The following is a 13,734-nucleotide window of genomic DNA, read 5'->3' on the forward strand; positions in this document are numbered from 1 at the left end:
AGCTACCTCGCCGGCCTCCACCTCCGCGCCTCGATGATCTGGGTCGACGACCTCCTGCGAGACACCGACTGATCGCAACCTCACACAGGCCCTAGTGGTTCGTCGGGGAGCCGCGGCCGCCTCGTGGAACAGATACGCTGTTTCTTCGCTGTGAGACTGCCCACGCGGTGACTGCTCCCGGATCGAGGGGTCGGGTGCAGTCGCGTGAACGTGGCAGAAGCGAGGTTTCGGCCCGGCGTACTCATTCCGGCCAGGGCCGGGAGGGACGAGCCCGACCAGCCCTGAAGGGTCGACCGCGATGTGATGTCCCAGCCGGCAGGCTCGCGATGTCAGCTGTTCGGCAGCGCTTCGAACAGACCGCGGCCCGCGCGCTGTGCCCGGCCTGCCTTGACGAGCCGTTCCAGAGTCGTGCGGACGTTGTCGTCGGTGTTGTCAGCGCCGAGTGCCGCGGACACCTCGCTCGCCCGCAACGGCCTACCGGCCGCGGCCAGGGTGCTCAGTACATCGTCGGCAATCCCCCGGGCTCGCTTCGCGGTTGTTGGGGCTGCCGAAGCCGACTTCTTCGCGGCGGTCTTCTTCCCGGTCCGAGCCTTCGGCTTGCTCTTGGCCGGCGCAGCGGCCTCGGTCGCCGCGGTGGTTGTGCGCGGCTTGCGAGCAGCTTGCTTGGCGGGCGCGGTCTCGGTGGTGGCGGCCGCCGGGGCGGACACCCGTCGTCGGGTTGCCTTCTTCTGTGCCGGCTTGTCGGCTGCGGGGAGCGGCCCCGCAGCGGCCTCGACCGGTTCCGGCTCCTCAGCTGCCTGAGCTTCCTCGGCCGGCATCAGCACCGGAGCGGAAGGCCCGACCGTCGCAACGACGACGGGCTGCAGGGCCGCGTCAACGGCCCGCAGGCCGTCGAGGGCGACACTCAGCGACGTGACGTACCCAGTGACCCGCTCCAACTCGCCTTCAAGAGCGGCTTTTTGCTTCTCGAGTTCGGCGAGCTGGACTTCGACGAGCGTGATGGCGGTTGCGACGCCGGAGTTCGTTTCGACGGAAGTTGCCAAGGGGTGACCTCGCTCAAGGTGGGAACGGCGATCGCCGTACGGATGATTGCTCTCACGACTTTACGACGCAAGTGCCGCTTTACACCCGGGGAATCCCTCATCGGAGCAGGTGGCACTGAGTTCACGGGCCGTCGCTGCTCTGCCAGGGATCGAGTCACACCCGTCGGCGGCGTCGTGGACGCGGACCACGACTTCACTGCACATCCGCTTGAACCGGGCCCGAGCCACGGGCCGGCCGCCCGCAACGCCGCGCACCCGGACGCGCGCGACCAGCTCCAGCGGGCCGGGGTGACGGGCTGGGCGGAGCGCAGCCGGGAGCCTGCGGCATCGCTCGCGAGGTCCCGGGGCCGGCCCGGTGTCGGCAGTGAGCAGGAGGTGCTCGTCGGGGTTCCGACCGGCCTCTGCCTGCGGCGGTGGTCGGTGCGAGCCGATATTGCGACCCGGCGACCGCAGTCAGTGCCCCCGAGTCCCCGTACGCCGCCTGTGCCCCGCTCGAAGCCGTCAACTCGCGCACCGTCGCCCCCGGGGCGGCCAGGGCCTCTGTCCGGTGTCGGGCCCGAGGGAGGCGGGAATGCGTGGGGCAACGGTGGATGGCCTGATGCGGCGAGGATGTTCCGGCGTTGTACCGCATCGACGCTCGGCCTCGCAGGGTTCGGTTCTTCCTCGAAGCGCCGCCCCGGTACGTCAGAAGCTGCCATCCTGTCCGTCATGACGAACAGTAGCAGCGCCAGTTCACCGCGTAGCGAAGGCCTCACTGCCTGGGCGCTACTTGCCCTTGCCGGTGGGCTCGTCTCCGCTCTCTACCTTTACTACGCCGTTGTGACCTCCTGGTACGTGGCTCGGCGGTATGACGGGGGGAACTTCTTTTGGTGGCTGTTGCCCGTGGTCTTGGTTGCGGGCAACGTGGCTGCGGCCGCGCGGGTCGGCTCGAACGCCTTCGCCAGTTGGGGTGTCCGCGGGCTCTTCGCGGCCGGGACGGCCGGCGTCTTCTTCGGCTACTTGCACGCCCACGTCGCCGACTTGGCCAATCCGGTGCTCCAGTGGGTGGGGCCACCCAGCGGAGCGCTCTCGGGGCTCTTCGGGTTGCAGATCCTGCGTCTGGTCGCTGAACGGCGACCCTGGCGACCGGCGGACCGCAGGCCCTGACAGGCGGGCCGGGACCACAGCCCGGCTCGGTGCCCGCGCCGGCGTGCGGCTCGGGCCGCTCGGTCCGCCGCAGCCCAGGCGCGAGGCCCCGGGGCCGGTTCGCCCGTGCCAACGGATCCGCCCAGGGCGGCGCTGAACGACGGGGCATGGGGATCGACGAACCGACGGCGTCCATGGTGAGTGGGATCGCCTCGAGGAGGTACCGGACACGAGCATCGCGGGTGGGTGTCAGGGCCCGTGCGTTCCGCCGGGATCCGCATGCCGACGCGGACGAGGTAGAGGTAGCCCCCGTTCGCCGTTGCCGTCCGCGCCGGGCCAAGAGACGGAGCCCAGACCCCGGTTCCCGTACGGCCGGTGCCGCTCATCGAGTCCGCCGGGGCAGTACCGAACCCGCCCGGCCGCAGCCGGAGCCGAATCACAGCCTTCGCGCACCACGCCGACGGGAAACGCCTGACGCTGCCTCCGCCGGATGGCAGCATGTTCTGCGACCGAACGGAGGCACGTTGGCGGAGCACGGTTGGGACCGGCGGCGCATCCAGACCGCCGTGATCGGCGACGAGCACAGCGACGACCCCGTCGTCCTGCCCCTGGAAGCCATCGAGGTCGACGCCTTCCGGCGGGCCCACTGCGGCGACGCCTTCTGGTGCGGAGTCCTGCTCGGAGGGTGCGGCAAACAGCTCACCACCAAGCTGTACCTGGACCGGGCCTGCCACTTCGCGCACTACCCCGAGTCCGGCGGTGCGCCCACGCTGTGCCGCCGCGCCTCGACGGGTGTCTCCAGCGCCGACCACCTCTACATCAAGCGGGGCCTGACCCGCTGGCTCGCCGGAAGCGGCATCCACATCGCCGCGCAGGTCCCGGCCGGCGGCACCGGCACGATCGTGCTCAGCGAGCCGGCCACCGGCGCCGACTGGTGGATCCACCTACCCTCCGCAGCCCGGGCTCACGACCGGCCCACCGTACCGACACCGGCGCTGCGCACCCTCCTCACCGAGGACCATCCCGCCGACGTCCAGCTGCGCGGCCAGGGCTTCGTCCACCGGATCCGGTGCGAGGCCGCAGGCACCGAGCGGCGCGTCAAAGTGGGCACCCAGGTCGGCGCCGGGCCCGGCCGCACGGAGTGGTTCGACCTCTCCGACTGCTCACTGACCCGCGACGGGCTCATCACACCGACCCTGGCCCGCTTGCGGTCCAGCGGCTCCGCCGCCGAGCCCAGGCACCTGGAGAATCCATCGATCGAACCGGAAGCCCGCGATCTCGTCGCCGCGCTGCGCACGGCCTGCCGCCGCGGCGACGCCGATCAGGTCGAGGAACTGGCCGACCGCGCGTTCCGGCTGTGCCTGCAGCACGAGGGCGCCACCCGCACGGCCCTTCGCACCGCGGTGGTCGACGCACGGGCCTGGCTGCGCGGCCTGAACCCCGAAGACCGGCGGGCGGCAGCCTTCACCGAACTCAAGAGGCTCACCCGCGAAGGACCTGCGCACGAGCTCTCCGCCTGCCTGCACCGGGTCATGTGCCTGACACCCAAGACGCGAACGAACAGTGAGCGTGACATCCTCCACGCAGCCCGTGCCCGGGTCACGGAAAACGCCGCCCACCTCCCTAGGAGCACCGCATCCGTGCCCGCGGACGGCGAACCGGACACACCCGAGCACCCAGGCAACCCCGAGTCCGGGTCCGCCGGCGCGGCCGACGACCCCGTGGAGCGGCTGCGCGAGGCCCGCGCAGCCGGCGACTGGGAAGCGGCGCGGGCGCTGTGCGACGACACCGAACCGGGGGGACGTGGGCCCGAGGGACGGGCGCGGCGGCGCGAGGTCCTCCGCCAGCGGGCACGGCTGCAGCCTCCCACGCCACGTGCCCTTCAACGCCGCGACGCCCTGACAGAGCTACGAGCCCGGCTCGCAGACCTGGGTGCCGGCGGGTACGACCTCGACGCCGACCGGCTGAGTACCGCCGTCGCGGAGCTCACACGCCTGACCGAGGCCGTCGGCGCCTTGCCGGGCTACGAGGGGCGAGCCGTTGGAACCTGGACACGACGCCTGGCCGACCTGCAGCGGAACTCGGCCGCCACACTGCCGGCCCCGGGCACCGTGGGTCCGTCGACCGAGGACACGGTCGGCCGGGCCCGCCTGGACCCGCTCGCGTCCACCCTGCAAGGTCACCTCCAGCACCTGGCCCGGGCCCGGAGCACGACGACGCTCTCCAGGCTGCGCAGTTCAGGGATCGCTCTTCCCCGCCTGAGCCAGGACGACCTCCTCGACCTCCTGGTCCTCGTCGACCAGGACACCCCGCCCGGCGAGCCGCTGCTCGCCGAACTCCTCACCACCTCGGCCGGACACCCGCACCCGCTTCTGCCCCGGGTCCTGGCGCGCGCTGGCCGCGACGACACGGGCGACGACGAACAGCTCCGCGCCCGCTGGGCAGTCGACGTGCTCCGCCTCTACCAGACGTGGCGTCACCGGACGACCCAGTAGCCCGGTCCCGGAGCCGGCGGCCTCCCCCGACCACCTGCCACCCGGGATCTGTGCCACGTGCGGTGCCGAGGCAGTGCAGGTACGGCGGCCGGCACCGGCCGACACCCGGGTACGGCCAGGAAACTTCCATGAGGAAGCCGGGCCCGGAAGTCACCATTCGTCCTGCGAGGCGGTCACCGGGGAAGGGGAGCGAACCCGGGTGCGCAGGCCGTCCAGAACGGCGTCGACGTCGCGTGCGAAGGCGCGCACCGCATGCCGGGGATGCGCGCGCAGCGCGTCCAGTGCCGCGTGCCGGGCCTTGAGCGCGGAGTCGAACGTGCCTGTGAGGCCGAAGCCGAGGACGGTGGTGATGCCGTCGACGAGCTGGCCGGTGGCGTCCTGGTCGAGGCCTGACGTCAGGAGCGCGGGGACGACGGCCTGCCAGGTGGGGCTCTCCCATTGGTGGCTGACGGCCGCGGTGGCGAGGGCTCGTTCACCGGGAGTGCCCGTGGCCCAGGTTCGTACGGCGGTGTCCCAGGCATGGGTGCCGGCGGTGATCCCGCCGAGCGTGGCGATGCCGCTGAGGGCGGGTGGGGTTCCGGTGCCCGGCCGCGGCCAGCGGCCGAGGAGAGCGTGCGCAAGGTGTTCCCGGGCGGCGGGGTCGAGTTCGCACAAGGCCTGCGCCCACTCGCCGGGCAGGTGACGGCCGGCGGCGAGGTGATCGGTCACGAGCGCGGCGAACGGGGCCGGGCAGTGCGCGGCGATGAGCCGGGCGCCCTCGGCGGCGGTCTCCTCGCGTCGGAACCGGTGACTGGAGACGGCTTCGTGCAGCGCGCGGCGGGCCACAGCCACGCACCGGCCGACCAGGCGCGAGTCCAGTACCGGATCCGCGAGGAGGAGACCGATGACGCGCAGGGTGTGGGGGAGCACGTCGGCGGGGCCGTCGCGGCCGACGTCGGCCAGCAGGGCGAGCCGCTCCCCGACAGGCCGCAGGCAGGACAGGAGATGGCTGACCAGGTCGCGGGCGAGGCCGGTGCGCGCCGCGCCGGTCGGATCTCTGCGCACGGCCAGCGCAAGGGCGCTGAGCAGGCGCCGCTCCTGGTCGGGGTGCTCGTCGACGATGGTGAGAGCGATCCCGGCCACACGTGGAGAGTCCAGGCGCGACTCGATCCACGCCCACACCCGGCCGGGGTCGGTATCGGCGATCCCCGCGAGCAGCGACCCGTTACCGGCGAAGGAGTGCCGCCGCCGAAGACGGGCCAGAACCGCGTCCGGGTCTGGCGCGGCCGCGCCGACAGCGCGAGCGAACATGTCCAACGTGGCAGAGGCCGGAGCGTGAGGGCCGACGGCTTCCAGCAGGATGAGGGCATCGTCGGTCGACACCTGCGAGGCCAGGCGCAGCGCCCGGCGTGAGCGGGCCCGGGAGTCATCGCACGGGCGGGCTCTGGCGGAGCGCGGCGGATGCAGAATGAAGTGGTGCTGCAGCATCGGGTCGCCGGCCGCGGCGACGGCCACCGGATCGGCCGCGGAGCTCCGGCCCGGCGGGGGCGGTCCCGGGCGTGCGGCACCGTCTGCTGCCAGGCGCCGTGCCTCGAGCGGCAGGGTGTGCCACTGCTCGGCGATCCGCGCGCTCACCGCCGCCGCGGCGTCCTCCAGAGCCCGCTGCGTGTAGGCGGGCAGAGCGCGGGTCGTACCGGGGAGCGGGCTGGTGGCGCCGCGCCGTAGGTCGGTGGGGATCCGGACGAGCGCCAGCAGCGTTTCCCGGTTCTCCGGCCGCCGAAGGCCGGCCTTCTCCAGGTATGCGAGCGGCAGCTCGGCGGCCTCCCGCAGCTGGCGGGCGAGGTCAGGATGGTCGGGCAGCGGAACCCGCCTCGTCCGGTAGGTGTTCGGGTCTAGCGGTGTACCGGTCGTGATCTCGGCGAACCCGGTCAGCAGCGGCTCCACGGCGGCAAGGACCACCCGCGCGAGCGTCGCGGGCCCGCGACGGCGAGTCTCGGCGGGCGACAGTCCGGACGGAGGTTCGGCCGCCAGGTCCCGGCTCCATTGCGCGATCGTCTCCAGGCGCTCCTGGCGCAGTGCCATCAGGTCGCCCCACCGGCCGGGGGACAGGAGGGCGTCGTCCAGGCGCCACTGGGCGATCTCGCGCACCGGGACGGCGTCGGGATGGTCCGGGTCGCACAGGTAGGCGAGGTCCAGCACAGCAGCAACGGCGCCCGACCGGCCGGCCTCGTCGGTGCGGCGTGCGAGGTCGGCGTACTGGCGTGCGAGGTCGCTGACCGCCTGCTGCCGACGGTCCTCCGCGTCGAGGTCCGCGGGGCCGGGCCCGGTCTCCACAGGCCAGGCCGCAACGAGCCAGCGGTGAAGGTCGGCCAGGATCGTCGGTGCGGCGGGCGCGATGCTGTGGGCCAGGAATGCCACGATCCACCAGTCGTCGAGTCTGGCCGCCGGCACCACGAGGGAGCGCACGAACCTGGCCAGATGGTCTGCCGCCGACCGGTCGGCGATCTCGAGGACCGCGGCGGCGAGGTCCTGGAGCACAGGGATCAGCCCGATGACCCAGAACAGCCCGTCGCACCGCCCACCGGTGCGGGACCGCTGCGCCCGGCCGGCGCGGGGCAGTGCCGCCGCCAGATCCAGATGCACCGCCGTGTCCCCGCGCAGTGCCTGGGCCAGGACGACCGGGCCCAGGAGACGGGGGCGCAGCGCGTAGGGGCGGCCGGTTGCGAGACCGGCGTCCTCGAGGCGCGCGAGGAGGTGGTCGAGACGGTGGGGGTCGGGTGGCAGACCGGTGATGGTGCCGAAGAGCGGGGCCAGGTCCTGGCCGGCACCCATGCCGCGCTCGTCGCCGGCGGTGCCGGTCAGGGCGAGGGCGACGGCGGTCGCCCGGAGTTCCCGGGTCGTCTCGCGGTCTCCGTCCAGGCGGTCGGTGACCAGGCTGGCCATGATCTGGGAGGAGTCCGCCCACCGCAGGACACCCGAGGACAGGGCTGCCTCGCATGCCCTGTGGGCGAGGGATGGATTGCCGTCGGCGAGCCGGACGACGTGCCGGCGAATCTCGGGGCGGCTGACCCCGTGGTCGCAGGCGATGCGGTCCACGTCCGCGTGGGAAAGCGCCTCCAGCGTCAGGTGCACCGCCGGGTAGGACTCCACCCCCGCCTCGTAGAGGACACGGTGGCGGTGGCCGGGCCGCACGACGAGGATGACGAGCACCCGGTCGAAACGGGGATCGTCCAGCAGCAGAGCCAGAGAACCGAGGTCGGTCCTGCGGTGCGCGTTGTCGACGACCAGCACTGACGGCGAACCAAGCGGGATCTCGGTGAACGATCCCTCCTGCAGCGGGGCCGCGGTCGCCAGCACGAGGGTCGCGGCGCTCTCGATGGCCGTTCCGAGGACAAGCCGGGTCTTGCCGACACCGCCGTGTCCCTCCACGGTGACGATCCGCTCGCGTCCCGCAAGGGCGGTCCGCAGCTGTGCGCTGAAGGTGTCGGCGCTGACGAGGGGCGCCGTCATACCGGGCACCCGGGCGCCCAGGTGTTCGAGGTAGGAGGTGGCCGGGGCGAGTGCGCGAGGAGCGCGCGGGCGGACCCCGAGCTCGACCTCGCCCACCCATCGCAGCTCGTCGCGCTCCAGCTCATACACGAGCTCGTCGAGGTCGACGATCTCCAGGTCCACCCCGAAGTCGTCCCGTGCGCTGTCCCGCCACTTCTCCTTGGCCGCCTCGTTGGTCGTCCGGGTCGTCACGAACACGGCCTTGGCGTGCCGGTCGTGCTCGCGGTTTTTCCGCAGCTCGGAGGCGAGCTTGGACGTCCAGGCGTCCTGCAGGCTGACCAACAGCACCACGCCCTCGTCTGTGCCGAACGGCGCGCGGACATACCCGTCACGGCCGAGGTCGCCACCGGCCGTCGTGGGCCGCAGCCCCGGAAACCGGACCTCCAGCACCCGGCACGCCACCCGCTCGAAGACGCGGGCGTTCTCCAACTGCTCCAGCGCTGCGCGCACCGTGTCGTACAACGAAGAACCCTCCACCACTGTGCTCGCGGTTGCGGTCACCCCCGCATCCCCGGGGCGCGCGCCTCATCGCCCGCGGAGCCATCGTGGCAGGATGGACAGCAACGGCGGAGCGGAACGGACAACCCGGACACGCAGTCCCTGCCGTTGCGAAGGCCGGTCGCCGCAACCGCGTCCCGCGAACCCGGGAGGCCGCTCGCGCCCGGCAGGCCCCCGACGTCCTCCTGCGCTTCCTCGCCGGGGTTGGGTAGGGGAGCAGGACCTCCAGGGCACGCCTGGGCGGCAGGACTCGCGTGCAGGCCCTGTGGGCCGGACCCTCGGGCAGCTTCCCGAAGCCGGTGTGGGTGTGCGTCGATGTCATGGAGGTCCACGCTCACAGCACCGCGCCCCGGAGCGTCCCCTGGCTCCAGGTGTGGGACGGCCGGTCCCTGTCTGGCATGCAGCTGAGCGACCTCGCCCTCGTGCGACGGGCCGCCGACGGCGACAGCCTCACCCGGCCCGAGCGGACCTGACGTCCGCGAGGGGCAAGCCGCAGCCAGGCCGGGGAAAGCCGGCCGGGATCCGGTCGGCTGCGCGGCCACGCCCACCACCGGGCCGCGCGGCCCGGACCCGGTCGGCCACCGACTGCCGCGCTCACGCCGCCGCCGGCTCCATACCAACCGTCACACCGCCGCGTCGGGCCACGCGATGACCCCGGCCCCGCACACCGCGGCCGGGGCTCACCCGCGTGCGTTCCCGCCAGTGTCCCCGCTGTCGCGCAGCCGGTCGAGGTCGGCATCGGTGAGCGTCGGAAGCGCCCGGTCGGCGCCCCACAGAACCGACACGAACTCGACCAACGGCCGGACCGAGGCCGGCACAGGCTCCGAGCGTCGCACCACCTCGCGGCCGTCCCACACGATGCTCTGACCCGCCCGCAGGTAGAAGCCGTCGATGAGCACCGGCTCCGGGCCGAGGTCGGGCTCGATGTACACCACGTCCGGCCAGGCCTTGGCCGTTGTCCCGTTGACGCGCCATCCGTACCGCCCGAGCCAGGCCTGCAGATCGGCGGTATCCGGCGGATCCGTTACGGTGAAGACATCGGGCAAGGGGCTGGGACTGGTCAACGGGCACTCCAGAGATGCGTGCTCAACGCGCGGTCGGACACCCAGTATCCAGCGCGCGCCACCCCGGGGCGGCGGCGATCACGACACCGGACCGGTCCGGCCCCGCAGCCAGCCGCCGGTGGCCATGTCTTCCGGACCAACGACTTCCAGCGCCGGCCGTGTGCCTCAGCGCTGCGACGGCCCCTGGGCAGTGAGCGCGCAGGGCGCCTGCCACAGGGGAACAACCCGAACAGAAGAGGCGTCGCCGCAGGTGCGCGTCTCGGCAGTACATCCCGCGGTGGTGGCCGGCCGGATCGTGCGCGCCTGGCTGGTCCTGGTGTCCGTGAAGGTCATGTCCAGCAACCTATCGGCCGGCACCGACACCGACAGGGCCCGGACGGCAAGGCCTGCGCACTGTTCACCTCCAGCCCGCCGCTGCGCACACCGGCGACAGGCGGCAGTTCCAAAGGCCGCCCCGCAACGGGGGACAACGGGCTGTATTTGGCTGATCAGGCTCTGCACGCCGGGGCACTGCTCGTCTCCGCGCTCCTGATCACCCGGCTGTGAGTCCCGTGTGCGAATCCGCTGAGGTGTCAGCCCTCCGCGCCGTAGGTGCGGACCGGGTCGAGGTGCAGTTCGTAGGGCCCGAAGCAGTCCGCGGCAAGTGTGGCGACCCGGGCTCCGCAGGGGCAGGCCCGGTTGAGGCCCTCGGTTCCGTTCGGCCCACAGCATCCGGTGCTGTTCTCCCAGTCCGGGAGGGGCTGCAACGCGAGCGCGTCATCGGGGTGGATCACGACCGTGTTGCGGACCCCGGCCGAGGCGACGAAGCCCTCCTCGGTGGCCATGAGAGTCCCGCGAGGCTGCGACGGCGAGGGGTTCTCCTGGTCCTCCTGCACGACGAAGGGGGCTCCCCAAGGCTCTTTTTCCACCGCGTAGCAGCCCTGCGGAACGGTCGGCGGGGCCTGCCGTGCTCCCTTGGGCCGCGCGTCTTCGAGCCCCGGAACCGCGGGAACGGCGGGCAAGGCCGTCAGGTCCGGGGTGAGCGTCGTGCCGCACTTGGAGCAGTAGAAGACCGTCATGGGTCCGTTTTAGCCGCAGGCCCTCCCGTTCTGCACCTCACTTATGTCCGGCTCTCACCGGCATGGGGCCGGACTGCCGTCACCGGTCGAGTGCCGAAGCCAGAACATGAAGCTTCCCAGCCGTCCCGCCGCCGTCGTCCAGCCACGGCCGGTGCAGCGGCACCACGTCAAGTAGAGCACGATCGCCCCGGCATAGGTACGCGTCGTCGATTCCGCCTGATCATGACCGAAGCGCACATGCCGCAGGAACTCGTCCGCCTCCGGTACGGGCGTCAACCGTTCGTCGTCCAACACCGTCCAGTAGCGCTGTCCCGACGGCATGAGCACCGGGAAGGGCCGCAGACCCCTGGAGATCACCTGATGAGTCACGAGCCTTCAACGACAGTTACGACGTGCACGACACGGCGACGCGAACCGTCGTACACGACACCCCTCTTGCGGGTGATGCGACAGTGCACGACGCCCCTACAAACCAGAGAGAACGTTGCTGTGCTGACCTCCTGCAAGATAATCACCGTGGCGGTCACCGTGCTGGTCCTGCACACCCCCGTCACCCTGCCCGGACTCGCACTCGGCATGGGCCTGGATGCCTGCTCACACCCTGATCGACCCGCTATTCCGCACTCGCAAATAAGCGGAGACCACCAGTACTCGCCACGCTCCTGGGACGGACGGACTTCCACGACCTCGCCGGCCCCGACGACCCCTGCCGTCCGACCGCGGCGGACGGATCGTACGCCCGAACGATGGGCACCGGCGCCCACAGCCTCGACCAGGCCTGGCACATGATCTGGCTCGGCATCGGCGCTTTCGTCGCGGCTGCCCCGTGAACCACGCGGTCAAAGGGCAGGAAGCCGGACAGATGAGGATCAGGGCGGTCACTCCGGCATCGCAAGCCTCAACGAGGACCGGCGGTCACGCGTGCTCCGCGACCAGACCCGCGACCCACCCCGAGACCGTCTCCGCACCGACGGTCTCCTCCCAGCGGACCTCTCGGCCGGGATGGGCCGCACATTCCAGCCGTGCAAGGAAGCCGCCCTCCGGCAGAGGCTCCAGAATGGCCGAGGGCTCGGCCGCGCACCGGCCGTGCCGCGCGGTGGCGCGCAGCCGAGCGGTGGCCAGCGCGGACAGGTGCCGGATCGGCAGGGTGGTGGCGGTACGGCAGCTGGGGCATTCCAGCAGGTGCCGCACGGCCGGGCTGTTGTCCCAGAACGTCCTCCAAATGCCGCGCCGGGAGTTCTCGGCCTGGTTGCAGCTCGCGCAGGCCGGCCCTCGGACAAAGTCGTGCCCGGGCTCGTGGCAGTGGTCCCAGACGGCGGCCTGCCGCAGGCCGCACACCGCGCACAGGTAGCGGTCGGCGCGCGCCGACCGCCGCCGCTCGCTGGTGTATTTCACGCCCCGCATCGATCCCCCGTACAGGGGGTGTTCGCCGCCCGCGCAGGCGGGGCACTGGGTGATCCAGCCGTCCGCGCCGGACGACCGCCACTCGTACTGCTGGGCCCGGTCCGCCACCGTGCCGCACCCGGCGCACCGCTGCGCCCGCGCGAGCAGCGCCAAGTGCTCGGCACGCCACCGGTCCAGGACATCCGCCCACCGCTCGGGGATACTCCACACCCCGGCCCGGCGCCGGACCACGTCCATCACGACAACGCCCGCCACCACCAGCGGGTCACGTCCGTCCGGTTCCCGGACGGCCCCGAGCAGGAGCCGGTTGACCTCCCTCACGGCCACGCGCTGCGCCGCGGGAGCGAGTCCGGCGTCGAGCAGTTCGGCCGCAGGGGTACGGCGGCGGGCCCGCGCGGCCCGGTCGAGGACCTCGGCCTGGACAGCCAGGCGCCAGTCGTCGTTGAACCGCTCGTCCCGGCTCAGATCCGTCCACGACAGCTTCAGCGGAACGAGCCGGCCGGGCGCGGCCGCCACCGCGGCAAGCTCCCGCAACGCCCAGTCGAGCTGGGCCTGGTCGACGTGCCACACCCCGCTGCGCTTGACGCCGGGCAGCGTGGCGGCGCCCAGGTAGAGGTGGCCGGTGTCGCGGAGGAAGTCGGAGTGGAGGCCGTCGGCGGCGAAACGCAGCGCGGACGCGGTGAGCACGAACGTGGCCGTCGCTCGGGCTGTGGCAAGGGGAATCAGCACGAGGGCAGGGTGCCAGCACGTACTGACATCCCCGCCGCTCTGGAGGAGAAGGCGAAGCGTCGCGAGGGCGATGCAAGGGGGCCGGACGCTGCTCAGAACGGAGGCTCGGGGCGGGAGCGCGTGTAGACGTACAGGATCCGGTCGCCGTCGCTGTCCGGTGTGTGCCTGAAGGTCGGGTGACCTTCGTGGACCTGCTCGACGCAGCGGCCGGGCAGCACGGTTGCCGCCCAGTGCAGCAGCGGTTCAAGTCCCAGGTCCGGTGGGGCGAACAGCTCGCCCACCGGTTCGCCGCCCGCCGCGGTGAGCCGCCATCGTCCGGGGCGGCCCGACATGTGGTTCAGCGGGGCTCGAAGCCCAGGCAGTGCGTGGGGGCCTCCTCGCGCAACGGCGCCAGGCCGGCCTGCGCGCGCTCCACTCGGTCCAGCGCGGCGAGCCAGTCGCGGACGGCGGCTGCCGCGGCCCCGGCGAGCGCCCGAGCCACACGCTCCGGAACACCCGCGGTGAAGTCGAGTGCGGCCACGGCCAGCCGGGCGCGCCGCTCCTGGAGCTCCGCGAGGTCATCCTCGTGACCGACGGCCACCGCGGGCCGACTGAACTCGGAGAGCAGCGCGAAGGCGCCGACCAGCGCGTCCACCAGTGACGCCGGCCGGGAGGGGAGGATCTCGGCGAGGAGATGACGGGTGACCTCGTCGACCTCCGTCCAGTCGGCGGCCATCACCGGCACCGGCCCGGCGTGCGGACGGCCGACCCGGCGGTAGGGCCGGGGGCGGCGGTACAAGGCATCCCGGCG

Annotated in this window: 11 protein-coding genes; 3 read left to right on the forward strand and 8 right to left on the reverse strand. The window is 72.5% G+C overall.

What is annotated here, in order from left to right:
• Nucleotides 1-329: 329 nt before the first annotated feature.
• The gene (locus tag ACFVU7_RS37685; protein ID WP_388050191.1) at nt 330-1,043 is read right to left on the reverse strand and encodes a prephenate dehydrogenase; all 714 of its coding nucleotides are present in this window, start codon (nt 1,041-1,043) and stop codon (nt 330-332) included.
• Nucleotides 1,044-1,751: 708 nt separating this feature from the next.
• On the opposite strand from ACFVU7_RS37685, the gene ACFVU7_RS37690 reads away from it, so the two are divergent.
• Together ACFVU7_RS37690 and ACFVU7_RS37695 are read left to right on the forward strand one after the other, a co-directional pair.
• The gene (locus ACFVU7_RS37690) at nt 1,752-2,189 is read left to right on the forward strand and encodes a hypothetical protein (protein ID WP_388050193.1); all 438 of its coding nucleotides are present in this window, start codon (nt 1,752-1,754) and stop codon (nt 2,187-2,189) included.
• 503 nt (nt 2,190-2,692) lie between these two features.
• On the forward strand, nt 2,693-4,663 hold the full coding sequence (locus ACFVU7_RS37695; protein ID WP_388050196.1) for a hypothetical protein: 1,971 nt from the start codon (nt 2,693-2,695) through the stop codon (nt 4,661-4,663).
• 150 nt (nt 4,664-4,813) lie between these two features.
• Here the strand turns inward: ACFVU7_RS37695 and ACFVU7_RS37700 are convergent, their stop codons facing one another.
• Complete coding sequence (locus ACFVU7_RS37700) at nt 4,814-8,653, reverse strand: restriction endonuclease (protein ID WP_388050199.1); 3,840 nt, start codon at nt 8,651-8,653, stop codon at nt 4,814-4,816.
• A gap of 356 nt (nt 8,654-9,009) precedes the next feature.
• Between ACFVU7_RS37700 and ACFVU7_RS37705 the strand changes: the two genes are divergently transcribed.
• A complete protein-coding gene (locus ACFVU7_RS37705; RefSeq protein WP_388050202.1) occupies nt 9,010-9,162 on the forward strand; it encodes a hypothetical protein in 153 nt (50 codons plus the stop codon).
• A 207-nt stretch (nt 9,163-9,369) separates the two neighbouring features.
• Here ACFVU7_RS37705 and ACFVU7_RS37710 read toward each other — a convergent pair whose 3' ends face one another.
• The 6 genes from ACFVU7_RS37710 to ACFVU7_RS37735 all read right to left on the reverse strand — a co-directional run bounded on the left by ACFVU7_RS37710 (nt 9,370) and on the right by ACFVU7_RS37735 (nt 13,722).
• On the reverse strand, nt 9,370-9,753 hold the full coding sequence (locus tag ACFVU7_RS37710) for a hypothetical protein (protein ID WP_388050205.1): 384 nt from the start codon (nt 9,751-9,753) through the stop codon (nt 9,370-9,372).
• 572 nt (nt 9,754-10,325) lie between these two features.
• On the reverse strand, nt 10,326-10,811 hold the full coding sequence (locus tag ACFVU7_RS37715) for a hypothetical protein (RefSeq protein ID WP_388050207.1): 486 nt from the start codon (nt 10,809-10,811) through the stop codon (nt 10,326-10,328).
• A 54-nt stretch (nt 10,812-10,865) separates the two neighbouring features.
• Nucleotides 10,866-11,180 carry a hypothetical protein gene (locus ACFVU7_RS37720; protein WP_388050210.1) on the reverse strand — a complete coding sequence of 105 codons (315 nt, stop codon included), beginning with the start codon at nt 11,178-11,180 and terminating at the stop codon, nt 10,866-10,868.
• A 546-nt stretch (nt 11,181-11,726) separates the two neighbouring features.
• Complete coding sequence (locus tag ACFVU7_RS37725; protein WP_388050213.1) at nt 11,727-12,944, reverse strand: endonuclease domain-containing protein; 1,218 nt, start codon at nt 12,942-12,944, stop codon at nt 11,727-11,729.
• 92 nt (nt 12,945-13,036) lie between these two features.
• Nucleotides 13,037-13,276 (reverse strand): hypothetical protein, encoded by a 240-nt coding sequence (locus ACFVU7_RS37730; RefSeq protein WP_388050216.1) that lies wholly within the window; start codon nt 13,274-13,276, stop codon nt 13,037-13,039.
• A gap of 5 nt (nt 13,277-13,281) precedes the next feature.
• On the reverse strand, nt 13,282-13,722 hold the full coding sequence (locus ACFVU7_RS37735; RefSeq protein ID WP_388050218.1) for a hypothetical protein: 441 nt from the start codon (nt 13,720-13,722) through the stop codon (nt 13,282-13,284).
• Nucleotides 13,723-13,734 lie beyond the last annotated feature (12 nt).

The organism is Kitasatospora sp. NPDC058046, assembly GCF_042885595.1.
GTDB lineage: Bacteria > Actinomycetota > Actinomycetes > Streptomycetales > Streptomycetaceae > Kitasatospora.